The organism is Pedobacter sp. KBS0701 (genome assembly GCF_005938645.2).
In the GTDB taxonomy this organism is placed as follows: domain Bacteria; phylum Bacteroidota; class Bacteroidia; order Sphingobacteriales; family Sphingobacteriaceae; genus Pedobacter.
Genome location: NZ_CP042171.1, coordinates 2227325 through 2254059 on the forward strand (window position 1 = coordinate 2227325; position 26735 = coordinate 2254059).

The 26735-nt window shown below is 36.5% G+C and carries 24 protein-coding genes; 15 read left to right on the plus strand and 9 right to left on the minus strand.

Going from position 1 to position 26735, the window contains the following annotated elements:
* Positions 1-14 precede the first annotated feature (14 nt).
* Complete coding sequence (locus FFJ24_RS08735; RefSeq protein WP_138821139.1) at positions 15-1031, minus strand: LacI family DNA-binding transcriptional regulator; 1017 nt, start codon at positions 1029-1031, stop codon at positions 15-17.
* 575 nt (positions 1032-1606) lie between these two features.
* Between FFJ24_RS08735 and FFJ24_RS08740 the strand changes: the two genes are divergently transcribed.
* The 9 genes from FFJ24_RS08740 to FFJ24_RS08780 all read left to right on the plus strand — a co-directional run bounded on the left by FFJ24_RS08740 (position 1607) and on the right by FFJ24_RS08780 (position 10066).
* Positions 1607-2701 (plus strand): MBL fold metallo-hydrolase, encoded by a 1095-nt coding sequence (locus tag FFJ24_RS08740; RefSeq protein WP_168202419.1) that lies wholly within the window; start codon positions 1607-1609, stop codon positions 2699-2701.
* A gap of 52 nt (positions 2702-2753) precedes the next feature.
* Complete coding sequence (locus FFJ24_RS08745; protein WP_138821140.1) at positions 2754-3116, plus strand: hypothetical protein; 363 nt, start codon at positions 2754-2756, stop codon at positions 3114-3116.
* 54 nt (positions 3117-3170) lie between these two features.
* Entirely contained in the window at positions 3171-3953 is a 783-nt protein-coding gene (locus FFJ24_RS08750) for a hypothetical protein (protein WP_138821141.1), read from the plus strand.
* Positions 3953-4882, plus strand: coding sequence for a tRNA (adenosine(37)-N6)-dimethylallyltransferase MiaA (gene miaA, locus FFJ24_RS08755; RefSeq protein ID WP_138821142.1), 930 nt, complete (start codon positions 3953-3955; stop codon positions 4880-4882). Before FFJ24_RS08750 ends, miaA begins: the two co-directional genes overlap by 1 nt.
* A gap of 116 nt (positions 4883-4998) precedes the next feature.
* Entirely contained in the window at positions 4999-5502 is a 504-nt protein-coding gene (locus FFJ24_RS08760) for a hypothetical protein (RefSeq protein ID WP_138821143.1), read from the plus strand.
* Positions 5503-5698: 196 nt separating this feature from the next.
* Complete coding sequence (locus FFJ24_RS08765; protein WP_138821144.1) at positions 5699-7312, plus strand: hypothetical protein; 1614 nt, start codon at positions 5699-5701, stop codon at positions 7310-7312.
* Positions 7313-7463: 151 nt separating this feature from the next.
* Entirely contained in the window at positions 7464-8015 is a 552-nt protein-coding gene (locus FFJ24_RS08770) for a porin family protein (RefSeq protein WP_138821145.1), read from the plus strand.
* Positions 8016-8112: 97 nt separating this feature from the next.
* A complete protein-coding gene (locus FFJ24_RS08775) occupies positions 8113-8643 on the plus strand; it encodes a DUF3347 domain-containing protein (RefSeq protein WP_138821146.1) in 531 nt (176 codons plus the stop codon).
* Between the two features lie 133 nt (positions 8644-8776).
* Positions 8777-10066 (plus strand): citrate synthase, encoded by a 1290-nt coding sequence (locus FFJ24_RS08780; RefSeq protein ID WP_138821147.1) that lies wholly within the window; start codon positions 8777-8779, stop codon positions 10064-10066.
* Between the two features lie 164 nt (positions 10067-10230).
* On the opposite strand, the gene FFJ24_RS08785 is transcribed toward FFJ24_RS08780, so the two are convergent.
* The 5 genes from FFJ24_RS08785 to FFJ24_RS08805 all read right to left on the minus strand — a co-directional run bounded on the left by FFJ24_RS08785 (position 10231) and on the right by FFJ24_RS08805 (position 15441).
* Positions 10231-11352, minus strand: a complete 1122-nt coding sequence (locus tag FFJ24_RS08785; RefSeq protein WP_138821148.1) for a DUF3667 domain-containing protein — start codon at positions 11350-11352, stop codon at positions 10231-10233.
* Between the two features lie 15 nt (positions 11353-11367).
* A complete protein-coding gene (locus tag FFJ24_RS08790; protein WP_138821149.1) occupies positions 11368-12747 on the minus strand; it encodes a nucleoside permease in 1380 nt (459 codons plus the stop codon).
* A gap of 187 nt (positions 12748-12934) precedes the next feature.
* Positions 12935-13549 (minus strand): bifunctional nuclease family protein, encoded by a 615-nt coding sequence (locus FFJ24_RS08795; protein WP_138821150.1) that lies wholly within the window; start codon positions 13547-13549, stop codon positions 12935-12937.
* Positions 13550-13653: 104 nt separating this feature from the next.
* Positions 13654-14622, minus strand: a complete 969-nt coding sequence (locus FFJ24_RS08800; protein WP_138821151.1) for an electron transfer flavoprotein subunit alpha/FixB family protein — start codon at positions 14620-14622, stop codon at positions 13654-13656.
* A gap of 81 nt (positions 14623-14703) precedes the next feature.
* Complete coding sequence (locus FFJ24_RS08805; protein WP_138821152.1) at positions 14704-15441, minus strand: electron transfer flavoprotein subunit beta/FixA family protein; 738 nt, start codon at positions 15439-15441, stop codon at positions 14704-14706.
* Positions 15442-15572: 131 nt separating this feature from the next.
* Here FFJ24_RS08805 and FFJ24_RS08810 point away from each other — a divergent pair, with 131 nt between their 5' ends.
* Positions 15573-15908, plus strand: coding sequence for a tetratricopeptide repeat protein (locus FFJ24_RS08810; RefSeq protein ID WP_138821153.1), 336 nt, complete (start codon positions 15573-15575; stop codon positions 15906-15908).
* Positions 15909-15958: 50 nt separating this feature from the next.
* Complete coding sequence (gene chrA, locus FFJ24_RS08815) at positions 15959-17176, plus strand: chromate efflux transporter (protein ID WP_138821154.1); 1218 nt, start codon at positions 15959-15961, stop codon at positions 17174-17176.
* 472 nt (positions 17177-17648) lie between these two features.
* On the opposite strand, the gene dnaB is transcribed toward chrA, so the two are convergent.
* On the minus strand, positions 17649-19211 hold the full coding sequence (dnaB, locus tag FFJ24_RS08820) for a replicative DNA helicase (protein ID WP_138821155.1): 1563 nt from the start codon (positions 19209-19211) through the stop codon (positions 17649-17651).
* A gap of 200 nt (positions 19212-19411) precedes the next feature.
* Here dnaB and rlmB point away from each other — a divergent pair, with 200 nt between their 5' ends.
* Positions 19412-20179 (plus strand): 23S rRNA (guanosine(2251)-2'-O)-methyltransferase RlmB, encoded by a 768-nt coding sequence (rlmB, locus tag FFJ24_RS08825; RefSeq protein WP_138821156.1) that lies wholly within the window; start codon positions 19412-19414, stop codon positions 20177-20179.
* Positions 20180-20563: 384 nt separating this feature from the next.
* Here the strand turns inward: rlmB and FFJ24_RS08830 are convergent, their stop codons facing one another.
* Positions 20564-21655: a mannose-1-phosphate guanylyltransferase gene (locus FFJ24_RS08830; RefSeq protein ID WP_138821157.1), complete on the minus strand. Its 1092-nt coding sequence runs from the start codon at positions 21653-21655 to the stop codon at positions 20564-20566.
* Between the two features lie 15 nt (positions 21656-21670).
* Positions 21671-22639, minus strand: a complete 969-nt coding sequence (locus FFJ24_RS08835; RefSeq protein WP_138821158.1) for an SIS domain-containing protein — start codon at positions 22637-22639, stop codon at positions 21671-21673.
* Between the two features lie 91 nt (positions 22640-22730).
* Here FFJ24_RS08835 and recQ point away from each other — a divergent pair, with 91 nt between their 5' ends.
* The 3 genes from recQ (at position 22731) to FFJ24_RS08850 (ending at position 26538) form a co-directional block, all read left to right on the plus strand.
* Positions 22731-24920 carry a DNA helicase RecQ gene (gene recQ, locus FFJ24_RS08840; protein WP_138822283.1) on the plus strand — a complete coding sequence of 730 codons (2190 nt, stop codon included), beginning with the start codon at positions 22731-22733 and terminating at the stop codon, positions 24918-24920.
* A gap of 89 nt (positions 24921-25009) precedes the next feature.
* Positions 25010-25822, plus strand: a complete 813-nt coding sequence (gene kdsA, locus FFJ24_RS08845; protein ID WP_138821159.1) for a 3-deoxy-8-phosphooctulonate synthase — start codon at positions 25010-25012, stop codon at positions 25820-25822.
* A complete protein-coding gene (locus FFJ24_RS08850; RefSeq protein ID WP_138821160.1) occupies positions 25822-26538 on the plus strand; it encodes a YqjF family protein in 717 nt (238 codons plus the stop codon). The genes kdsA and FFJ24_RS08850 overlap by 1 nt, the downstream gene beginning before the upstream one ends.
* Positions 26539-26735: the final 197 nt, after the last annotated feature.

Here is a 26735-nt window from a genome sequence, read left to right on the forward strand (position 1 = left end):
GCGCAAACGTTTGTTTATTCTTTTACTTCATTTATAATCAGATCAGACTCTACGATGGTATTGTAATAGGCCTGGTTTTCAGAATTAGGACTATGAATAAGATCTAACAGGATATTGGCGGCTTTCTGTCCCTGCAAATATGGATATTGCTCTACTGAAGCTACAGGTGAATTATCTAAGTAGCTGATAATAGGCAAATTTGCGTAACTCACTATATCAAAATCATTAATTACATTTAACTTTTTAAAGTATCTGATCAGAAACAGCGCTACATAATCATTAAAAGCAACGATAGCCGTTGGTTTTCTTTTGTGGTTTAAAAACTGTTCGGCAGCTTCTATTGTACCTTGTTCGGTTAAATCACAGTTTACTACTAAGGATGGATCGAATTTTAACCGGTTAAAAGTAATTGCCTGTATGTAACCATCCCTGCGCTCCTCACTCGCATATAAAGTATTAGGGCCGTTAATCATTCCAATACTTCTGTGTCCCTTTTTCAATAGATAGTTTACAGCTTTTACTGTTGCACTTTCCAGGCTACAAGCAACATAATGCACGTTTTTTAATGGCGGTATCCGGTCAAAAAATACAACTGGTATATTAAATGAATTAAGCTTTTCGAAATGATCAAATTTAGAAGTGTCCTTACTGATGGAAACCAATAAGCCATCTACCCGTTGATTTTTCATTTTCTCAACGAGCTTTACTTCCTGCTCATAATGATCGTGTGATTGCGCAAAAATTACCGTATAGTTTTTCTTAATAGCTTCATCTTCAATTGCAGAAATAGCGATGGAGAAAAAGTGTTCTGACAGTTCTGGTAAAATTACACCAATAGTATACGTTTTCCCTTTTTGAAAAAGAATAGCTGCATTATTGGGCTCATAGTTTAGCGACTTCGCCAGCTGCTTAATTTTCTCTCTCGTAACCGCTCCAATGCTCGGATGATCGTGCAATCCCCTGGAAACACTGGATGGAGAAATGTTTAAGATTCTGGCTATTTCTTTGATGGTTGTTGGTTTCGACTGCATTCTTGAGTGCTAAACTACATTAAATTTCTTTAATACTTAATAATACAAATTAATCAAACGTTTGCGCTATTTTTTTTCCTCATTTCTTTCCGCTGTTATATAAATATCAATAATTTCGGAAAACTAATGGCGCTACCAAACTACTAAACCTTTACAATTATAGACTTATCGAAAAATTAGCCATAGCACTTTTAAAGGGGTTCAATGCATGATAAAGTTAATAAGAATTGCGTTCACCTCAACAAATTTTTAATGAAACTTGTTTTATATACAATCTCATTTAAACGAAAAGACGAGAAGTGTTCGTACCACTCCTCGTCAAATTGGGTTATTTTCCTGCAAGCAGGTACAAAAGTTATCTAAGCTATATGTTTAACCCTTCCCAAAGGTATAAAATTTAGGGATGTTATACATAGGGTTGGGCTTATTCCAATTGTTTAAGTTTTACAGCAATGCTTTAACAACTTGAGGCATTGCCATTCAAATCTCTAAGAAGTAATCCATGCGTCATATATATCCAAATCATGTTTTTTTGTAAAAGCATATTCATTACTTTGCTTCACTTATTAAATAACATGATAGCCTTATATATTGTACTCGTTCTCTTCATCACATTTTTAGTCATTACGAATCTTCCGGTTTTTGGGCGTTTACCAAAAGGATTACGGCTGGAAAAAATCCGCCACCTAGCTAATTATCATGATGGTGCCTTGCAAAACCAGTCCTTAACGCCAATGCAACCTGAGGGTATTAGCTTTTTTAAGGTGTTAAACGCATTCCTTTTTGAAAAACACCCGAATAAGGCTCCTGATAAAGCGCTTCCTTATATTTCACCCGACTTAAATGGCACTCCTAAAAGTGATTCTCCCGAAATTATCTGGTTTGGACATTCCTCTTACCTGATCAAAATAGCTGATTTAAGAATTCTGGTTGATCCTATATTTAGCAAAACTCCCTCTCCATTTTCATTTATCGGAAGTAAGGCTTTTTTGGGCACCGATGTACTAAAAGCAGAAGAATTTAAAAATATCGATATCCTGATCATCACACATGATCATTATGATCACCTTGATTATAGTAGTATTTTAAAAATTTCGCCAGAAGTTAAAACCATCGTCACTTCGCTTGGAATAGGTTCACATCTGGAGCGATGGGGAATTAAGAAAGAAAACATAAATGAACTGAGCTGGAACGAATCAATAACATTGTTTAACAAATTGCAATTAACAGCTGTTCCGGCGAGACATTTTACCGGGAGAAAGTTTAAAAGGAATCAAACGCTTTGGTCAGCCTTTGTACTGAAAACTACAAACTACCAGCTATTTTTGGGTGGCGATTCCGGATATGATACACACTTCGCTAAAATAGGTGAGGAGTTTGGTCCCTTTGATTTAGCCTTACTCGAGTGTGGACAATACAACGCCTATTGGCCATACATCCATATGTTTCCAGAAGAAACCGTACAGGCCGCAATTGATTTAAAAGCAAAAGTTTTAATGCCTGTACATTGGGGTAAATTTAGCTTAGCCATGCATCCCTGGAATGAACCTATTAAAAGAGTTGTTTTAGCAGCAGCAGAGAAGCAGCTTCCCTTAGTTACTCCAAAATTGGGCGAAACCGTAATCTTAAACGAATATTTGCCTACGGAAAATTGGTGGCTGACAGAATAAAAATTAAACAATAATTGTACTATGGTGTTTAATTCTAAAATCAAATACAATTATGAAAACTGATCTTGTTGAAATTTTTCAGACCATTAGAGCCGGAATACAACCATACGCCACCCGCGGATATACGGTACACGAAAATTCGGAAAATGGGTATGATCTCTACAGTGAAAAAAATATTGAATTAAACGGCGAAAAAGTAACAGAACGCTTTTTTACAGGTGTTTATATTAACGGTGATGCTGTAGAAGTTAAAATCAATACGGATGAATTTTCTGCAGAAAATCACGATTTACACAATTTTGGAGAAAATAAAGCAGGTTTAAAAATTTCGAGCCTTGATGATACCAAATTAAAAGAAGTAGAAACTTTAGTGGAGATTATCCATACGAACTTTAAAGAAAAAGAATGGATTTAAAAATATGATGGTTAAATTTGCAGCAGATAATTTTTCTCAATAACTTTCTACTGATTGAATAACTTAATTTCCGAAGATAACTGGCACCATCAATTTAATCTAGCACTTGCTCATCATAAAATCGGGTACTTTTTTTATTTAGAAGATGGATTTCAGTTGTTACGGATTAATCATCAATTGATCATCCACCTGGTTAGTTTAAACCATAAATTTATCCCACGCGATCTTATAGGTTTACAGGAAAAATATCAGCGCATAGATACGAAACTCATTCACCTATGGGAAGATCTCTGGCTATCAAAACCAGATCAGGTTTTGGCGAGAATAAAATCTCTGCTTGGTAAAAATATTCGTATTCATGGCAGGAAAACCAAAGTATTCAAGATTACCAAACCTGTTGCTGATTCTTTTTTAATTGAAAATCACCTGCAGGGATCTGTAAACAGCCGTTATAAAATTGGTTTATTTGAAAAAGAGGAACTCGTGGCTGTTGCTACTTTTTCGGCACTGCGTAAAATGAATCATACCGAAAATTATAAATCTGCAGAACTGATCAGGTTTGCAGTTAAAGCGGGTTATTCCATTACCGGAGGATTAAGTAAACTGATTTCCTTTTTCGCTGCAACCTATCAACCTAATGACCTGATGACTTATGCAGATCGGGACTGGTCGGCAGGGGAGGCTTATATCAAATTGGGTTTCAGGCAAACCGCCGTTTTGGAACCTCAGATTTACATATTGGATGAAAATCTAAATCGTCAGCTTAAAAAAGATCAGCAGGTTTTTGCACAAGAGGTATATCATACAGGAAGTTTAAAATTCATTCTCCAGTTTTAATGGATCAGCATAACCTCATTATCATTTTAGGCGCAACTGCCTCTGGCAAAACCAGGCTGGCCGTAAGCATAGCAGATGCTTTAAATGGAGAAATCATTAGTGCCGATAGCCGTCAGATATTTAAAGGAATGGATGTTGGCACAGGAAAAGACTTGCAAGAATATCATATAAACGGCAAAACCATCCCTTATCATTTAATCGATATTTTAACACCTGGCGAGCGTTATCATGTAGATGCTTTTAAAAATGATTTCTATCAGGCCTTTGAATCTATAACAAAAAAAAACAAAATCCCTATCCTTTGTGGTGGAACAGGAATGTATATCCATAGCCTTCTGCAAAATCAAACATTTACTGCTGTTCCCGTAAATCAACAGTTGAGAGATCAACTAAATTTATTATCGAAAGAGGAATTGATTTTAAAATTGCAAAATGATAAAAGCCAGGAAACCGGCCATGTTGATCTATCCTCTAAAAAGAGATTAATCCGCGCATTAGAAATAGCAGATTATTTAAAACATCATACACTGGAAACAGTAGATCGCCCGGAAATTAAACCGATTATTTTTGGATTGAAGAATGAAGTAGAGGTGACCAGAGCTAAAATTTTAGCCAGATTAAACGAAAGATTCAATGCAGGCTTAATTGAAGAAGTAGCACAATTACTTAAAGAGGGCATTAGTAAAGAAATACTGGTTTTCTACGGACTGGAATATAAATTCATTGTGAATTACCTGGATGGATTATTAACTTTTGAAGAATTAAAGCTGAGACTTGGTACTGCTATTTGCCGATATGCCAAAAGACAAAATACTTTTTTCAGGAAAATGGAAAAGGACAATGTGGAGATTATCTGGCTGGATGCATCTGCATCAACAAACCTGTTAAAACAGTTAATACTTGAAAAGGTTTCAGTTGCTTCAAATTAACTTTATTGGTCATCTTAAGGTTGTCTTATCGCTTAAATTATATTAATAAAGCCCTTTTGGCACAACCTTTGTATCTGTTGAAGATATTAGTTTAACTCAAAAACAATATCTTAAAAATGAAAACAATTACTAAAATTATTGCTACTTCAGCAGCTGTCGTGGCTTTATTCTTTACTACAAATGCTAACGCGCAATCAAGTCGGAACTTAGGAATAGGATTAAATGTAGGAGCGGGAACATCAACTGGATATGGTTTAGTGTTAGGTGGTGATATCAGATATCAATTTAACGTAGATAAGCAATTATCAATTCCTGTAACTGCGGGCTATAATAACTTTTCTAGAAAAGACTCTTACGGAGGTGGAAGCTTCGGCATAATTCCGGTTAAAGCAGGTGCAAAATATTTCTTTAATGATTCGGGTGCGGGTGCTTATGGCCTTGCAGAGTTAGGTGCTGGTTTTGGTACAACTAAAGGTTCTGGTACTTCATTTGTTTATTCTCCGGCAATTGGTTATGCATGGAGCAATGGTTTAGATTTAGCTGCTAAATACGAAGGTTACTCTAACAATGGTAGTATTGGTTTTGCTGGCATTCGCTTAGCTTACGGATTTAGCTTGTAAATATCTAAGAATTAAAGATCAAAAAGGTCTTATGTATTAAATTACATATGACCTTTTTTGTATATTTAATTAGTTTAATATATTTAATTTAACACTATTAACATAAAATATAAACATATTTAAATATAGTAACTTAATTTATAGTTAGTGCTGTTTTTTACTACATTTGTAGCATCTATTATTAAAAACAATAACTATGAAAAAAAGAACATTAGAATTACTGCTGACAGGATTGTTAGTTTCAACATCATTATTAAGTTGTAAAAAAGAGATAGGCAAAAACTCATCAAAAGAAATTGAAAACTTAGAAGTCAAAAGTAGAACCGTAGAATTGCAAACATCATTTGCAAAAATTTTAGCAAAAGCAGTGAAATCAGATGAAGATTTAAGAAAGTTTATTAAAACAGAAGGTTTAAAAGAATTTGATCGGGATAATGATATTTTATATTATCAAATAAAAAATGCTGAGATTAGCAATGGTAAATCATTCAGGTCTAAATTGCTAAATTTTACCACTGAGAAAGAGTTAGAAGCTATAGAAAGAGAATTTCCTCTTTTAACAATTTTTGTTCCTACCTTGCCTAACTTTACACCCGCTAGCTGGAATACAATCAGCGAGGCTCCGGTAATAGCTGTATCTAATTTGGATAAAGCTGGAACCGTTTCATTGTATGATGATAAGGGCGTGGAAGTAAAATTATCGCAAAAACAAATACCCGGATTTCCGGTTTTAGTTGTTAAGGAAAATGAGCGGGTGATTGTCAAAAAAGGTAATAACAAATTAGCTGTAAAAAGTAGTGGTGTAAAGCTCGTTTCTAATACTTCAAATGGTCTTTCATTTGAGTTCATCGATAAAGCTTATGATGGTAGTTTACCTGTTGAAAAATCAACTTCCTCTTTATCGTTAAAAACAAATAAGTTGGCTAGTATACAAGGGACAATTAGTCGTGTTGCACCATCACCGAATGTGTCTGATTTAAATGCGATTGACCAAGTAAATGTTGATGCATACAATTCTGGTAATGATTGGCATCGCGATTATGTTTATTACGGTATTACTTCAAGCAGTCCTAAAGGGAAATTTAGAAACTATTATAGCGAATATATTACATCATTTAAATTTTTAACGCCAAATGCCTTGGGAATAATTTCAGATCAAGATGGTGATCCTAGAGTAAATAATTCTTACGCCACCGGGCCGAACACAGGGAATTTACCAACAACAATGTGGACAGATGGAAATTTTGAATTTAGAATTTCAGTATTGGTAAACGCTAAAAATGGAGCTGGAAATGAATATGTTAGGCAGATGAGTGTTAGACCATCGGAGTTATTCGATCTACAGTATGAATTGACTGGCGAACTTAAGTTTATTGGCAGAAAAATATATGGATTCAGGAATGCTATTCCTAAAGAATTCCATCCAAATATTGAATTAATTCCTTGGGATTTAGAAAATTATGGCACGGCCTGGAAATTTATTTTTTATGAAGTAGATGGCACTCAAGAAGAAACTAAAAGTTATGAAAATACAACCACCTTTGCCACTAATTTTGGCTTCGAACCTCAATTCGCATCTGTAGCAAAACTGGGTTTAAAATTCGGCGAAACTGCAACTACAACTGACAAGAGAACATATAGTATAAAAACAATGTTAGGCTCAGATAATCTAGCGGAAGCTATCCTAACATTTGACCAACCTATTATTATAGGAATGTCAAATGGTAGTTATGTGACACGTGAAATAACTAATGGAAATGTACTGAGTATTAGTGTTGAACCAAGAAGAAATAATAACCCTATCAATTAATCAATAATTAATAGCTTTATAAAAGCCTCCTTAATAGAGGAGGCCTTTATATTCCATAACATTCTGAAAAAAATGAAAATTTGAAAATCCGCCATAGATATTTTAACGTATATAAATTAAATCCTTAATTGATAACTTAAAATATCTTAAAATGAAAACAGCTACTAAACTTTTTGCAACGACTTTAACGGCTCTTGCAATTTTAACCACTTCTAATTTAAAAGCGCAAACAATGGGTTCCACCGAGCCAATGACTACCGGAAGCGGAATGGCTTTCAAAATCGGCGTAGGTGTAAATGCTGGATTATTTCCAGATCGTTCGGAAATGGATTATGGTTATGGTGCAGATGTAAAACTTCAGTATGATTTAAGCCCGTATGTAGCTGTTACAGCTTCCGGCGGTTATACCCGTTTAAAATGGAAAGGCAGCCCGCTAAAATTCGAATTTATTCCGGTAATGGGTGGTGTGAGGGTATTCCCAATTGAAAGAATGTATCTTGCTACCGAACTTGGTTCAGGTTTAGCCATAAAAGAGGGTGCCAACATGAACTTTATTTATACCGGTGGTTTAGGTTACGAATGGAAAAACGGTCTTGATCTTGGCGTAAAATATGAGGGGTATGTAAATAACAGCGCTTCCGATCTTTACTTCATGAAAACCGGACAATTTAACCTGAGACTGGCTTATAATTTTAAATTATAATTAGAACATCATTTAATTTTGGAGTCCCGATGAAAATCGGGACTTTTTTATTTATTTACCATTTTAATTGCTATTTTGAGCCGAAAACCAAATACAAATGAAAAGAATATTCGGACTAGTAATACTTACCGCTTTAATGGCCTGTAACCAGACAGACAAAAAATCTGCAAAAACTAAAGATTCAATAAAAACAGATTCGGCATCGGTTAAAAATGAGGTTTCTATAAAAGACAAGCAAAAATCTCAAATCTTTAACCAATATGTAGATTTAAAAAATGCACTCGTAAAATCAGATTCTGCCAGTGCACAAAAATCGGCAGCAACGTTACAAACGAGTTTGGCTGCCTATAAAGGTTGCGAGCCTACTGCAGCTGTTTCAGGAAAAATCGCTGCAAGCAAGAATCTCGCTTCGCAAAGAAAAGAATTCACTGTTTTAAGTGCCGATTTAATCGCCTTGCTTAAAAATGCAGAAATAGAAAAAGGCACGATATATGTTCAACATTGCCCTATGGCGAATAAGGGAGACGGAGGTGATTGGTTATCAACCGAAAAGGAAATTAAAAATCCTTACTATGGTAACGAGATGTTAGAATGTGGTAGAGTTGCCGAAGAGATTAAGGCAAAATAAGGTGCTAAAACGGGTTTAATTAAGCATGATTGTTACGTCATTTTGACTAATTATTCATATTAATTTAACAGATTTGTTATGCATGTATATTAATTTTATATAATTTAGAAAGCTATAAACATAATACAATAATATGTCAGATATTGCAGAGATAAAAGTTGATGGTAAGACAGTAGAATTGCCAGTAATTACAGGAACAGAAGATGAAAAGGCCATTGATATTTCGAAATTAAGAGATCTAACAGGCTTTGTAACTTTAGATACTGGTTTTAAAAATACTGGTTCTACAAAAAGTAAAATCACTTTTTTAGATGGTGAAAAAGGCATTTTAAAATACAGGGGATATTCTATTGAAGAGCTTGCGGCAAAATCGAGTTTTTTAGAGGTTATTTATCTGATTATCTATGGTGATCTTCCTACGCAAACTCAATTAGAAGGACTGCAGGCCGAAATCAGTAAACATACACTCATACATGAGGATATGAAGAAATTTTTTGATGGTTATCCATCAAGATCTCATCCAATGGGTCAGTTAGGCTCCCTGATCTTCTCATTGTCTACATTCTATCCTGAGTGCTTAAAGCCAAATCAAACCGCAGAAGAACAAGATTTAACCATCATCAAACTTTTGGCTAAATTTCCAACCATTGTTTCTTTCGTTTATAAAAAATCATTAGGTCATCCACTGATTTATCCAAAAAATAAATACGATTATGTAACCAATTTTCTTTGGATGACATTTGGACAACGTACCGAAGATTACGACGTAAATCCGATTGTGGTTAATGCCATGAATAAATTGCTTATTTTACATGCAGATCACGAGCAAAACTGTTCAGCATCAACCGTTCGTATTGTAGGTTCTTCTGATTGTAATTTATATGCTTCAATTGCTGCCGGTATTGCGGCACTATGGGGTCCACTGCACGGCGGTGCTAACCAGGCGGTGATCGACATGTTAGAGTTGATTAAAGCTGATGGCGGTGATACAGAGAAATGGATTGCAAAAGCGAAAGATAAAAATGATCCATTCCGCATGATGGGCTTTGGGCACAGGGTTTACAAAAACTTCGATCCAAGAGCTAAAATTATTAAAAAAGCTTGTGATGATATTTTAGAAAACCTGGGCATTGATGATCCGATTTTAGAAATTGCTAAAAAATTAGAAGAAGCGGCTTTAACCGATCAATACTTTATCGACCGTAAGTTATATCCGAATGTAGATTTTTATTCAGGTATTATTTACCGCGCATTAGGCTTCCCATCCGAAATGTTTACTGTTCTATTTGCTTTAGGGCGTTTACCAGGATGGATTGCACAATGGAAAGAAATGCACGAAAACAAAGAACCGATAGGTCGTCCACGTCAGATTTATGTAGGCGAAACTGACAGAGAATTTGTTGAGATTAAAGACAGAAAATAATTCTATAAAACCCATAAAAAAACCACCCGAGTATCTTGGGTGGTTTTTTTATGGGTTCTATCCGTCATCTCGACTGGAGCAAAGCGAAATGGAGAGATTTTTAAAGAACGTTTAAGTGGATAGTTCAAAGATTTCTCCGCTACGGTCGAAATGACGATACAATTTTAGGTAGCTACGTAATAAATCAGGTTAATCATCACTATTTCCGATAGTTTAAAAGCTACTGCATACAGGATCAATATCCAGAATATTTTAAAAATTGTGCTCCACGTTTTGCGTTGATAAAAAATGGTAAGTGCCTTAAACATATACCAGAACAGAAATATGGTAACACCCACCTCAATAATTTTGCTGACAAAAGAATCTTCCCCAAAAACATGTTTCATTACCGGCTGAGTGATAATGGCGACGATAAAATAAACCATCATACCATGGATAGTAAAAATCAGGTGATCCAGATAGTAGATGTGGTTTTTTCTGAAGTTGAGCATAATAAACCAGGCCAGCAATGGCATCAATAAAAAATATTGCTTCGGGCGGTTATGCTCCAGAGTTTCCTGGATGACCTCAGATTTTTCTCCAAGTGTGATTGACCGCTTTTTAATCAGTCTATCGTACCAGCTATCTTGTTTGGAAACAGGCAGCTTTTTCTGTCTCAAAAGATAAGCTGCATAGGTACTATCATTCCTTTCGATGTGAATATCATTATATTCATTGATCATATCAATTAGAGAATCAGACTTTAGTTTAGCATTTTCTGCATTAAGTCTATTTAATTCTTTCTCCTGATCAGCAAAACCAAGTTTTACAAATTCCTTCTTCTTGATTGCTTCGTTAATCGATCTTGTAGCTTTATTTGCAATTTCTTTAGATATACCTGTAAGCTTTAGTGCTTTATTTACACTATCTGTAACATTTTCATCCTTTTTCTTTTCGATACCAATATGTCCATTATCGGGGTCTTTTTCTACGTGTTTTGGCGAATACACCACCAAAAAATATACGATGGAAACAAAAATGTACATGCTTACCGGATTAATGTACCGGGCTCTTTTACCAGCCAAATAATCGAGCGTTACCTGCCCAGGCTTTGTTAAAAGAGGAGAGAGGGTTTGAAAGAATTTATTGTCGAAGTGAAAGTAATGTGCAATACTGTGGCTGATAAAAGCCCAGAAACTTTCTTTTAATTCTAAATTTGGCTGACCGCAATCACTACAATAATGTTTCTCAACATGAGCGCCACAGTTTAGGCAGTTGTGTTCTTTTCTATACTTACCAGCTGGCATTGGAATAAATTGGAATTATAAATGATTAATAGCTTCTACTTCTGCCCGTGTATGTTTATGCTTAAATATGACCACAAAAACGACTGCAATAACAAGTACGTAAATGGTAAAAGTTAACCAGATGTTATGCCAGTCCTTTACATCAAGGGCCCTGCTGAGGTTTCCGTTAGGCAATACATCAATTCCTTTATTTTTAAGAAATTTAAGTAAGTGTACATTGTCTTCCTCACTTTTAACATATTTGGAGAGCGAAGCAATCGTACTGTAATAAGTGGTAAAGAAGCGGCTAATCATCCAACCTGAAACCAAACTGCCAAACACGGCACCAAAGCCATTAGTCATCATCATAAATAAACCCTGTGCAGAAGAACGGATTTTTGGCGCAGTTGATGTTTCAACAAACAGCGATCCTGATATATTAAAGAAATCGAATGCCATTCCGTAAACAATACATGAAGTAATGATCATCCAGAGGTTGGTTGAAGGATCGCCATAGGCGAATAAACCAAAACGTAGTACCCAGGCAAACATCGCAATTGCAATTACCCATTTAATGCCAAATCTTTTCAAAAAGAAAGGAATAGCCAGAATAAAAAGTGTTTCTGATACCTGCGAAATTGATAAAATGATGGTAGAATATTTAATGACAAATGATTCTGCAAAAACGGGGAATAATTTAAATTCATCCAGAAAAACATCACCATAAGCATTTGTAAGTTGCAAAGCAGCTCCTAAAAACATAGAAAAGATGAAAAACAACGCCATTTTGTAATCGGCGAAAAGCTTAAAAGATTCGAGTCCAAGTTTCTGTGCAAATGTTTTTTTATCGCTGATTAAATTTAAAGGCTTACAAGCAGGTAATGTAAAAGCGTATATGCCCAACAATAAGGCACTTATACCTGCAATGTAGAACTGGTTGGCACTGGCCTTATTGCCCGTTAAATTGGTAATCCACATGGCAGCAATAAAACCAATGGTACCCCAAACCCTGATGGGCGGAAAGTCTTTTATTACATCAAAATTGCCATTTTTTAAGGTGGTGTAACTGATCGAATTGCTCAGGGCTATGGTTGGCATATAAAAACACATGGCTACCAAGATTACCCAAAAAAAAGTATGCGGATCATTTACCTGTGGCAGGTAAAACATGGTTGCTGCGTAAAGTAGATGCAAGATGGCATAAAGTTTTTCTGCGTTAATCCATTTATCGGCTAAAATACCGGTTATGGTAGGCATAAATAGTGATGCAATGCCCATCGTAGAAAAAATGATTCCAAAATCTGCACCATCCCATTGTTTGGTTCCAAACCAATAATTTGCAATTGTAATTAACCAGGCAGCCCATACAAAGAATTGCATGAAACTCATTATAGTTAAGCGAAACTTAACATTCATAATAATAATTTAGTTTGAATGATTGAAAGTAAAAGCTGAATATAGAACTATTTTAAATGATAATCCAAAATGAACCTAAATTATTTAAAATAATCCGGTTCATTTTAGAATTTAGCTTTTACAGAGGGGATTTGAGAGAAAAAACCTGACAAATTTTGAGCGGATAAACTTTTAATATACTCCAATACTAAGATGTTCCGCGCTTATTCAACTCATCTCTTAATCTTGCGGCCTTTTCATAGGCTTCTTCGGCAATGGCTTCCTGTAATTTTTGTTGAAGTTCCTCCAATGTTAAATCACCAAAACCCTGTTGCTGGGTTGAGGTAGGCAGGCTATCTGCTTCGGGTTCTTTGGCAATAGAATCCATATTTTCAAGAAAAAGAAAGTCATTACCTTCTATCACGATTCCGGCAGAAGCCAAAATAAATTCGTAGGTATAAATCATGGCATTAAACCGAACGGCCAAAGCAATAGCATCAGATGTTCTGGCATCAACTTCATGTGTATTTTTACCATCACTACAGATTAACTTTGCGTAAAAAACGCCATCAACCAGGTTGTATATAATAATTTCCTTAATATCGATATGAAAAGTATCAGCCATTGATTTGAATAAATCATGTGTTAATGGCCTACTAGGAGTCATTTTCTCAATTTCTATGGCAATGGCCTGCGCTTCAAATGCACCAATAATAATTGGTAAGCGACGGCGTCCATTTACTTCTCCTAAAACAAGGGCATAAGCACCAGATTGAGTCTGGCTGTAAGATAAACCTACAATATCTAATTTAACTTTTTTCATATTTGTTTTCCAAACCTCGCAGGTTTAATTCGGGTGATAAGTTTTTTTTCGGTCTCATTGAAGGCTATCGCCATTTTAAAACCTGCGAGGTTTAAAGGTTTATTTTATGCTTTATGTGCTTTTAATGCTTCAATTAATTTTGGTACCACTTCAAAAGCATCACCAACAATACCATAATCGGCCACTTTGAAAAAAGGAGCTTCCGGATCTTTGTTGATTACAACAATCACTTTTGATGAACTAACACCCGCCAAATGCTGGATGGCGCCTGAGATACCAATAGCTATATAAAGATTAGGGCTGATAGCAATACCAGTTTGACCAACGTGTTCTGAATGTGGTCTCCAGTCTGCATCCGATACCGGTTTAGAACAAGCTGTAGCTGCTCCCAATAAATTGGCAAGCTCTTCGATCATTCCCCAGTTTTCTGGTCCTTTTAATCCTCTGCCTGCTGATACTACCAGTTCTGCATCCGGTAACGAAACTTTATCAGTAGCCCTTACAATATCTTTAATAACTGTGCCTAAGTCTGATTGTTTAATATCAGCAGCAAAGTTTTCTATAACTGCATCGGTTGCATTTTCTTTAACACCAAATGCATTTGGATTTAATGCAATTACTTTATTAGCCGATGTTAATTCGGTAATGGCGAATGCTTTACCTGAGAAAGCCGTTTTTTTAACCGAAAATTTACCATCAGTACCAGGTAACTCAACTGCACCATCCGCTAATCCCGCTTTAAGTTTTACTGCAATGCGCGGTGCTAAACCTTTACCAGAGAAAGAGTTAGATAAAACAACGATATCAGCACCTTCTTTTTCGGCAGCAGTAGCAATAACACTTGCATAAGCCTGATTTACAAAGGTTTTTAATTGATCGGCAGTTACATTTAATACTTTTGATGCACCATATTTACCTAATTCCTTTAATTCGCTGTCGGCTACATCGCCAATAGAAATTGCGGTTAAATTAGTTGATTGTTGATCGGCAATGGCTTTGGCATAAGATACGGCTTCAAAAACAGATTTCTTAAATTTTCCCTCAGCTTGTTCTACATATACTAATACTGACATATAATTTATTTCCTTAAAAGGATTTTAGTAAAATTTAATTTTTTATTTATTTTAAAAGTCCCCGTCAGGGGATTTAGTAGGTTAGATTACTTTAGCTTCGCTGTGTAACAAGCTGATCAACTGTTCTGTTTGATCGGCAGGAATTAATTTTACCGTTCCACGGGGAGCAGGAGTTTCGTATTTAGTTACTTTACTTACCTCTTCAATAGCAATTGCATCAACAACGGTTAAAGGTTTTGTTCTGGCGCTCATGATACCACGCATATTCGGAATTTTAGGTTCTGCCACACCTTCAGCGCAACTTGCGATGAACTTACCAGAAACGGTTAAAACTTCTTTACCACCTTCAATTTCTCGTTCAATAGTGGCTGTATCTCCTTCGAAAGTTAATTTTTTGATGATGGATACAGATGGAATATCTAAAAATTCGCCAACCATAGCTGCAACCTGATTACCATTGTAATCAATAGATTCGCGACCGGTTAAAATAACATCAAAATCTTTGTCTTTAGCGTATTCTGCAATTTGTTTAGCCACGAAATAAGCATCTCTCGGGGCTGCATTTACCCTAACTGCATCATCGGCTCCAATGGCCAGTGCTTTTCTGATGGTCGGATCGTTAGCTGCTTCGCCAACATTGATCACAGTTACGGTTCCTTTTCCACCTTCGCTTAACTCAATTGCACGTGATAAAGCGATTTCATCATAAGGATTAACAATATATTGCACTCCTGACGTATTGAATTCGGTATTATCATTAGTAAAAGTTATTTTTGTCGTCGTGTCTGGCACGTTACTGATACAAACTAATATTTTCATATGTTAATAGTGGTTTTTATTGCTATGAACGTTCCGGAACTAAAATTGTTTAGCTGCTGATCGGTTCATATATGATATCATTATTATATAAGGTCTTTCTGCAAATTTAATTAAAAAAGCAAGGAAATAAAATGTCATCCACCCGTTTAAGCAAGTTATTAGAATTTTTAGAGAGTGATGCTAACGACCCATTTATACTATATGCCTTAGCCACAGAGTATAACAATCTAAATGATAAGGAAAAAGCTTATTCTTTTTACCTTCAATTAACCGATAAACATCCTGATTATGTAGGAACTTATTACCATTTAGGCAAATTATTGGAAAAAGACGGGGAAAAAGAGAAAGCAATCGAAACCTACGAGAAGGGGATGCAAGTGGCCCGAAATAAAAGAGATATGCATGCCTTTTCAGAATTACAGGGCGCTTATAATACTGCCGCCGGATTAGATTATGAAGATGATTAAGCCATTTATCAGTTGTCAATTTTCAGTTAACAGTTATTAGCTTTGAATTAATGCAAACCAAACCCATCGCTGCCAAAAAGCAGTGGCTGTTTATCCGGAATGTAATTTTTTTTACTTTCACTTCTTTTGGCGGGGCGCAGGCACACCTTGCTTTGTTGCTTAAATATTTTGTTCAGAGCGCCAAATTTATCTCAGAGGAAGAACTTTTAGAGCTGAATGCACTGGCACAGGTTTTACCCGGACCAGCATCGACACAAACCCTTGTTGGGATAGCCTGGAAGGTTGGAAAACTTAAACTGGCAATTATCACTTTCCTGATCTGGATATTGCCTACTGCAACCATAATGACCTTTGCAGCAATTAGTTATGCTTTACTTGATCAAAAACAAAAGTTTAACGATATTTTAGAATATATCCAGCCCATTGCTTTAGGGATTGTAGCTTATGGCGCATGGAAACTAGGCAGAAAGGTTTTATCCTCTCAGGTTTCTATATTCCTGGCCATTGCTTCGGTTATTGTTACATTAGTTTTAAGAAATGCTTATGTATTTCCACTTTCTATATTGATCGGCGGAATGATTTCTTCAGCCATTGAAACGCCGAAGGAAGAAACGGAATTGAGGGTGAAACTTTTTTCGAACATCAACCCTAAAAAAATGATCTACTTTTTAGGTGCTTTGCTGTTATTCGCCTTGGTAGGTGCCATTATCAATAGAACATCGCCCTTTAGTTTACCCATCCGTTTACTCGAAAACTTTTACCGTAACGGAATATTGGTTTTTGGAGGCGGACAGGTGCTTGTGCCTTTAATGTTTACTGAGTTTGTAGAGATGAAACACTATTTGCCTTCATCCGGATTCTTATCGGGTTTTGCATTACAGCAAGCCTTACCTGGTCCAACATTTTCTTTTACCAGTTACTTAGGTGCATTAAGTATGAAGAACTTTGGATACGGATTATGGGGGCAGATTTTAGGCGGATTAATTGGCGTAATCGGCATTAACTTACCAGGACTCATCCTTGTTTTATTTATTGTACCGTTTTGGGACGATCTGAAAAAGATTTCCAGAATCCGTCATAGCCTTTCCGGAATTAATGCCGTTAGCGTTGGATTTATTATTGCGGCTTTTGTGCTACTATTAATACCAATGGGCTTTAACTGGGTGTTTTTAGGGATTATGATCGCTACATTTTTATTGTTAAATTTTACTAAAGTTAGTCCACCTGTTATTGTATTAGCAGGTATATTAATTGGATATTTATTTTAGTAATAACAGATGAAGGTTTTGAATCTTAACTATAATTTGAAAAGCAATTACAGTACTATATAAGTTAATGTAGTCCCGCTATCACTGCTGCTCCGATGAAGAATCGGGAGCATTCGTTTTATCGGGTTTAGATTGATTGGCTTTCTGCTACCAGGCCAGTTTTTTTGTGCCAGTACCCATAGTTTTGCTTTTTATTAAAGTCGAAATACTTTTTTGCTATGACTACGTAGTTTATTGCAGAAAAAAGAACATGAATGACAGGGGAATTTAAATGAATTAATACATTGCGTGGGGTCGTCATTCCCAACTTGATTGGGAATCTTAATGCCATAAGCCTAGAGATTAAGATTCCCGCCTGCGCGGGAATGACGATCAATCTATTGAAGTCCATCTCCCAAGAGGAATAATTATCTTACAAAAATCATATGTATGACATGACGATTTTGGAGCATTTTAGGTCGTGTGGGATTTTCTAAAAAGGTGGATCATCATCATTATAATCATCCATTTTTGAAGGACGGATAATGACATTGCTTTGTTTTTCGAAATCCTGAGATGGATACATTCCAGCAGACGGATCTGCAGCAAATGAATTTGGCGGAGCATTAAAATCATCGTCCAAATCCACGAACTTCACAAATTTACCAACGAATTTAAGTGGTACAATTCCGGTTTCACCGTTACGGTGTTTTGCAATAATAACCTCACCAATACCCGCCTGCGATCTTCCTTGCTCATCCTCGGTAATACCATAATATTCAGGACGATATAAGAACAATACCATATCCGCATCCTGCTCAATTGAACCCGACTCACGTAAATCGGATAACATTGGTCTTTTTCCCTGTAAACCTGGTCTACTCTCTACCGCACGACTTAACTGCGATAGGGCCAGTACCGGAACATCAAGCTCTTTTGCAACTGATTTTAGCGCTCTCGATATACTACCAATTTCCTGCTCACGGTTACCACCGCCTTTTCCTTCGCCTTTACCATGCATCAACTGCAAGTAATCGACAATTACCAGTTGGATATCGTATTGCGATTTTAACCTTCGGCATTTTGCCCTGAATTCAAAAATATTTAGTGCAGGTGTATCATCAATTAACAGGGGAGCTTCGGTTAAACGGCCAATTTTACTGTGTAACTGCTGCCATTCCCATTCCTGTAAATTTCCTTTTCTGATTTTTTCCTGCTCAATTTCTGCTTCTCCGGAAATTAAACGATTCACCAGCTGAACCGACGACATCTCCAGTGAGAATACTACGGTTGGTTTTGCAAAATCGACGGTGGCGTTTCTTGCACAGGTTAGTACGAAGGCTGTTTTTCCCATCGCCGGACGTGCAGCGATAATTACTAAATCTTGCTTTTGCCAGCCTCCGGTTATTCTATCTAATCCTGTAAAACCTGTTGGTACACCGGTTAAACCATCTGTTTTCGTACGGAGTTCCTCTAGTGTGGCTAAAGATTGTTTGATAATATCGTCCATTTTTTGCGTATCCCTACGCAGGTTATTCTGGGCGATTTCAAAAAGCCCTTTTTCTGCCTGGTCTAAGAGATCAAAAATATCAGTGGTATCTTCGTAGGCATTTGTAATAATTTCAGTCGAAATTCTGATCAACTCACGCTGAATGTATTTCTGAGAAATAATACGGGCATGAAACTCAATATTCGCTGCAGAAGCAACGCGATTGGTCAAACTCGTAATGTAATAAGCACCGCCAACTATTTCCAGAGAACCTAAAGTCCTTAGTTCAGCAGTTACTGTTAAAATATCAACTGGTCGCGATTTTTGAAATAAAATATGAATCGCTTCAAAAATTTTCTGATGGGCAATGTTATAGAAAACCTCTGGCTTTAAAACATCAATTACAGCAGAAAGTGCATCTTTTTCGAGCATTAATGCCCCAAGAACTGCTTCCTCAAGATCTAATGCCTGAGGGGGAATTTTCCCCTGTGAACTTATGGTATTACTTAACCTGCTTTTTCTTGCAGTCATACTGTTCTTTCCGCCTTGTTCATTATCGATACTCATTCCACAAAAGTAATTAAATTTTGATGGGGTTGCTTGAATTAGTTACTAGCTGTTTGTTAACAAATTGAAGCATAATCAGATTAAATTTTATTGCATTTGCGACGCTGTAAAAATTTTTAAACAATTAAATGTTAATAAGGAGTACATTGTTTAGGGCTAAAACATTTTATTTGAATACTTTTGCCTAACAATTTCGAAACATGGATAATTTTAGAAGACCGCAACGCGCAAAAGAGAATAACGAGTTTGTATTTGGCATCAGGGCCGTAATAGAAGCCGTTAAAGCAGGAAGAGATATTGAAACCATTTATCAGCAACGCGGTTTGGGCGGGGAACTTTTTCTAGAGTTAAAAGCCCTTCTAAAAGATACCTTAATTCCATTAAACTCGGTTCCGGTGGAGAAGCTGAACCGCATGTCGCAGAAAAACCATCAAGGTGTAATTGCAGTAATTTCTCCAATTACCTATCAAAACATTGAAGACATTGTTCCTGCTGTTTTCGAAAAGGGCGAAGTTCCATTAATTTTGGTTTTAGATAGTGTAACTGATGTCCGCAATATGGGGGCAATAGCGCGTACGGCTGCTTGCGTGGGTGTTCACGCCATAGTTGTTCCATTAAAAAATGCGGCGCAAATTAATGCTGATGCTATTAAAACGTCTGCAGGTGCATTATTTAGCATTCCGATTTGTCGCCATGCCAACCTACACAAAACCTGCTTGTTTCTGCAAGAAAGTGGCCTGCAGATAGTGGCTTGTACTGAAAAGACCAGTGATTTTATTTATGCACCAGATTATACCATGCCTACTGCCATAGTAATGGGTTCAGAAGATGAAGGAATTTCTAATGATCTGTTAAGAGTAGCCGATCATTTAGCTAAAATACCAATGGCTGGTAAAATCGAATCATTAAATGTTTCGGTAGCTGCAGGAGTAATTTTATACGAAGCGGTTAGGCAGAGAACGGTTTAATGTTAGATGTAATAGGGAAGAGGGTTGATGGAATTAATATAGATTAGTGCGTTCCATGGGCGCATCATACTGAGGATTAATTTATTTCATAAAAATCAATATAAATGACAGTATTAATCCACGCCTAAAAATCCCTCGAGTTACCGTCATTTTGATCGGAGTGCAACGTAGTCGAGAACCACAGAGTGCTCAGCGAAGCTAAATCTAACTAAATAGATCTCTCCATTTCGCTGCGCTACAGTCGAGATGACGACCTTTCTATTGGTATCGTGCAATGGTACTTGTTTCAGGATTTTTCTACAATAAGTAGTAAGATGGTAAATGTAAGATGGATGATGGGCAACTATGCTACATCATCCATTTTACATCTCAACTCATCCATCTTTATATAAACTTGTTTCCAAATCTGGATTTAACCTCCGCTACAAACTCTTTAACTCTTTGCTCCTCATTTCTTGGGCAAATCATGAGCATATTATTGTTTTCAACCACAATGTAATCATGCAGCCCTTGTAAGATAACCAGTTTATCTTTTGGAACATTCACCATGCAATTCGATGAATCGAACATCAATACCTGCTCCGAAGGAATAACGGCGTTACCAACATAATCTTTTTCAGCCATTTCGTAAATAGAAGCCCAGGTACCTAAGTCAGACCAGCCAAAGTCAGACGGAAGCACATAAACATTCTCTGCCTTTTCCATAATGCCAAAATCGATTGAAATATTGGTGCATTGCAGATAGGCATTATTGATAAACGCCTTTTCTCCTCCATTATTCAATTCAGACTTACCAATATTAAATATTTCGTACATGTCTGGCAGATATTTTTCGAAAGCACTTAAAATCGCTTTAGCCGACCAGATAAAGATCCCGGCATTCCAAAGGAAATCGCCACTTTGCAAAAATGATTTTGCCAATTCCAAATTTGGCTTTTCAGTAAAAGTTTTAACTTTATGCAGATCTGTGTCAGTATTAAGCACATAATCAGTATGCTGGATATAGCCATACCCCGTGTCGGGACGGTTTGGTTTAATACCTAAAGTAATTAAACAGTCATTTTTAGATGCTGCATCTAATGATTGCTCAATAGACTGTATGAAGCCATCAATATCGGCAATGGTATGATCGGAAGGTGCTACCACAATGGTGGCGTTTGGATTTAGCTCCGCAATTTTTAAACTGCCATAAGCAATGCACGGTGCCGTATTTCTCATTAAAGGTTCCGCCAAAATCTGGTTATCCGATAACTGAGGTAATTGTTCTTTAATTAGGTCCGAATATATTTCGTTAGTAACGATAAAAATATTTTCGGGAGGACAGATATTTAAAAATCTTTCGTACGTGCTTTGAATAAGGGTCTTGCCTACGCCGAAAAAATCGATAAATTGTTTTGGATACTCTGTCCTGCTTACTGGCCAAAAGCGACTTCCGACGCCACCGGCCATAATTAATGCATAATAATTTTTATTCATTTTTAATTTTAAAAATTACACAATGCCTTCGTTAAGGAGATCGTGTAAATGGATGATGCCAAAGTAAGTATTTTGTTCAAGAACTAACAATTGTGTTATATTGTTTTGTTTAATAATGTCTAAGGCGTCAACTGCCAAGGTATCAAATTGTATGCTTTTAGGGCTTTTACCCATAATATCTTCGGCCTTTAAACCAGCTATAGAATTATTGTTCTCTAACATTCTTCTGATATCGCCGTCGGTAATTACACCCAATACATGGTTAGCTGAATCAACAACAGCAACAGCACCCAAACGGTTTTTACTAATTTCAATCAATACATCTTTTACAGAGGCAGTGGGGCTTATAGAAGGTTTTTCGTTTGATAAGGCTAAATCCCGTGCTTTTAGGTAAAGTTTTTTACCCAACGATCCGCCCGGATGGTATTTTGCAAAATCCGCTTCGTTAAATTCCCTGCATTCTAACAAACAGATGGCCAAAGCATCGCCCATTGCCAATTGAGCGGTAGTGCTGGTGGTAGGTGCTAAATTGTGTGGACAGGCTTCTTTTTCGAAAGAAGTATTTAAAATCAGATCTGCTTGCTCCGCTAAAAAAGAATTCAACTCACCAACCATCCCGATTAAGAGATTGCCAGCTGTTTTTAACAATGGGGTAAGTACTTTAATTTCCGGCGTATTTCCACTTTTAGAAAGGCAGATGACAATATCATCTATTTGAATCATGCCCAGATCACCATGAATAGCATCTGCAGCATGCATAAAAATAGCAGGTGTACCGGTTGAATTAAAAGTGGCCACCATTTTTTGCGCAATTATTGCACTTTTTCCGATACCCGTAACAATTACCCGTCCTTTACCCTGTAAAATGCTTGATACGGCTTTTTCAAAATCGTTGTTAATATTCTTAGCAACATTTAATATTGCGGCTGCTTCAAGTTCTAAAGTGCTTATAGCTGACTGGATTATTGATTTTTTACTTTTCAAAGAGAAAATAATTGTTTGTTAATACTTGAATTTCTTGTAAAATTATGTTATTTTGGATACAAAAATAGCATCGCATATTTTATTACACAAAATGGACGTGAAAAAGTCGTTATTTGATAACCTACAAAATTTCTTCGGGTTTGATAATTTCAAGGGTGATCAGGAGTCGATCATTACTAATATTTTAGAAGGCAATAATACTTTTGTTATTATGCCTACAGGCGGAGGAAAGTCTATTTGCTATCAGTTACCTGCTTTAATGAGCGAGGGAACAGCAATTGTGATTTCTCCACTAATCGCATTGATGAAAAACCAGGTAGACCAATTAAGGGCATTTGGTGGAAATGACAGTATTGCTCACTTCCTTAATTCATCTTTAAACAAATCTGAAATTACTCAAGTTAAATCTGATCTCTTAAGCGGTCAGACTAAATTATTGTATGTTGCGCCAGAATCTTTGGCGAAGCAGGACAATATTGAATTTTTAAATCTGATTAAAATTTCTTTCGTTGCCGTTGATGAAGCGCATTGTATCTCTGAATGGGGGCACGATTTCAGACCTGAATACCGGAAAATTAAGCAGGTTATTGCAGGACTGGGAAATAATATTCCAATTATTGCATTAACTGCAACTGCTACGCCAAAAGTACAGCAGGATATTATGAAGAACCTCGGGATGACGGAAGCAACATTATTTAAATCGTCGTTTAACAGACCGAACTTATTTTATGAGATCCGCCCAAAAAGAGACATTACCAAAGAGATTATTAAATACATCAAATCTAATCCGGGTAAATCAGGAATTATCTATTGCCTTAGCCGTAAAAAGGTGGAAGAGGTGGCCGAAGCTTTAAACCTCAATGGAATCAGCGCATTGCCTTATCATGCGGGTTTAGATCCAAAGGTCAGGGCCGAAACGCAGGACAAATTTCTGATGGAAGACGCGGAGGTGATTGTGGCAACCATCGCCTTTGGTATGGGCATCGACAAACCAGATGTTCGCTTTGTCATCCACCATGACGTTCCTAAAAGTATGGAGGGTTATTATCAGGAAACCGGCAGGGCCGGACGTGATGGTGGCGAAGGCGTGTGCATTGCTTTCTACTCGCAAAAAGATGTAGATAAGCTGGCTAAGTTTATGAAAGATAAGCCTGTTTCTGAGAGAGAAATTGGTACACAGATATTAAAGGAAGTGATTGATTATGCAGAGTCAGGCGTTTGCCGACGTAAGCAGATCCTTCATTATTTCGGCGAAAACTTTAACGAAACCGGCTGTAACTGCATGTGCGACAACTGCAAAAAGCCCAAAAAACAATTTGACGCTGAGCATCAGTTATCTGTCTTATTAAAATTTATTGAAAAATCAGGAGAGAAATTCGACGATGCACATTTGCTGAATGTTTTCTTAGGCTTAGAAACGGCGCAAACCATTGCGTACGAACATAGCAAGGTTCCTGAATTTGGAATTGGTAAAGAAGAAGGTGAGTTGATGTGGAAATCGATTATCCGCCAGGCTGTTTTAAACAATTATCTTTTTAAGGATATTGATAATTATGGTTTATTGAAATTAACAAAGCAAGGGAGAGATTTTATTGTTAATCCTTATAGCCTTAAATTTATATTGAATGAACCCATAGAGAACGGTGCTGACGATGATGATGATGATGTAAAACAAGGCACAGGTGCATTAGATACTCATCTTTTATCACTGCTTAAAGAATTACGTAAAAAAATTGCAAAACAGAAAAGTGTTCCGCCATTCGTGGTTTTCCAGGATCCATCATTAGAGGAAATGTGTACACACTACCCGATTACGGTGGAAGAACTTCGCCAGATTTCTGGTGTAGGTTCGGGTAAAGCGATGAAATTCGGAACACCTTTTATCGAATTGATTAAAAAATATGTCGAGGATAACGATATCGAACGTCCTATCGATCTGATTATTAAAACTCAGGCCAATAAATCACAAATGAAAGTTTCGATCATACAAAATATCGACAGACAGATCGGTTTGGAAGACATTGCCGATTCGAAAGGCATTACTTATGAAGAAATCCTGAAAGAAGTAGAATCGATTGTAAACTCTGGTACTAAACTTAACCTAAACTATTTCATTGATGAAGTAATTGATGATGATAGACAGGATGAAGTTTTTGATTATTTCAGAGCAGCCGAAAGCGATTCTATAGACGAAGCGCTTAATGAATTGGGCGAAACCGATTATACCCGTGAAGAAATTCAATTGATGCGGATTAAATTCATGTCAGAATTAGGAAATTAAAAATCAGATGTGAGATATGAGATGCTGGATTTGAGACAAACTCATATTTCATACCTCCTATCTCATATCTCATATCTCATATCTCAACTATGCTAAATTATTTAGATAAATTAAAAAATACAGATTCAGGAAATTTCTTTTTAATGGCAGGTCCATGCGCTATTGAAGGCGAGGATATTGCCATGAGGATTGCTGATAAGATTATAACCATTACCGATAAACTACACATTCCATATATATTTAAAGGTTCGTACCGTAAAGCGAATAGAAGCAAAGGGAGTTCTTTTACAGGCATTGGTGATGAAAAAGCTTTACGCATTTTAGAAAGGATCGGTAGAGAATTTGGCGTTCCAACTGTTACTGATATCCATGAAAGTGCGGAGGCGGCAATGGCTGCTGCTTATGTAGATGTGCTGCAAATCCCTGCATTTTTATGCCGGCAAACTGATTTATTAATTGCTGCTGCAGAAACAGGAAAAGTAGTTAATGTTAAAAAAGGGCAATTCCTTTCCGCAGGTTCTATGAAATTTGCTGTAGAGAAAGTAAAAGAAGCCGGAAACAATAAAGTAATCTTAACCGATAGGGGAAATACCTTCGGATATCAGGATCTGATTGTTGATTACCGTGGTTTGCCTGAAATGCAAGGTTTCGGTGTGCCGGTAGTGATGGATTGTACACACTCTCTACAACAACCTAACCAAAGTAGCGGGGTTACCGGCGGTAAACCAGAACTGATTTCAACCATTGCCAAAGCGGCAATTGCAGTTGGCGCAGATGGTTTATTTATCGAAACACATCCTGATCCTGCAAATGCCAAATCTGATGGTGCCAATATGCTTCATTTAGACTTGCTCGAAGAAACCTTATTGAAATTAGTTCGCTTAAGACAAGCTGTTATTTAATGACTAATAAAGAGGTTTTCTTAACTGCAGAATGGCGAAAGTTAGCCCTTGCGCAATATGCTGTAGATCAGTCAATTCTTCAAAAATATCTTCCTCCGCATACCGAATTAGATACCTGGCAAGGGAAGTACTATGTGAGTTTAGTTGGTTTTATGTTTATTAATGTAAAGTTACGAGGCTTTAATATTCCATTCCATACTAATTTTGAGGAGGTTAACCTGCGCTTTTATGTTCGATATAAAGATGATAAAGAATGGAAAAGAGGAGTTGTTTTTGTTAAAGAAATTGTTCCTTTACCCGCAATAACACTTGTTGCTAATACCATTTATAAAGAAAATTATCAGACATTGCCAATGAAACATGTTTGGATAACGCAGGAAAACCAGCTTGAGGTGGATTATCTTTGGAAAAATAAAACATGGAATAATTTTCAGGTTATTGCTAATGCCCAGGCAGAAGAAATTAGACCGGACAGCGAAGAAGAATTTATCACCGAACATTACTGGGGTTATACAAATATTGGTCACAATAAAACCTCTGAATATGGGGTAGAACATCCGCGCTGGCAAGCTTATCCACTAAAAAGTTATAAAATCAACGTCGATTTTGGAATAAATTATGGTAATGATTTTGCTTTCTTAAATCATGCCAGGCCAGATTCTGTTTTCTTAGCAGAAGGATCAGAAATCAGGGTGCTTAAGGGAAAACAATTTTAGATGAGCTTATCATGATTCGAATCAAATCCGATGATCATGACCACTCCAGGTTTCAATTGATTCTTTCTCTTAAAACCAAAATGCGTCCCAATATAATTGGGATGCATAAAAAAAGCAACATTATAATAAACAAGTTCGAACAATCCGTGAAGTAATTGGTTTTTATATTTGTTGATGTAGCTCCGGGGTGTAACTTT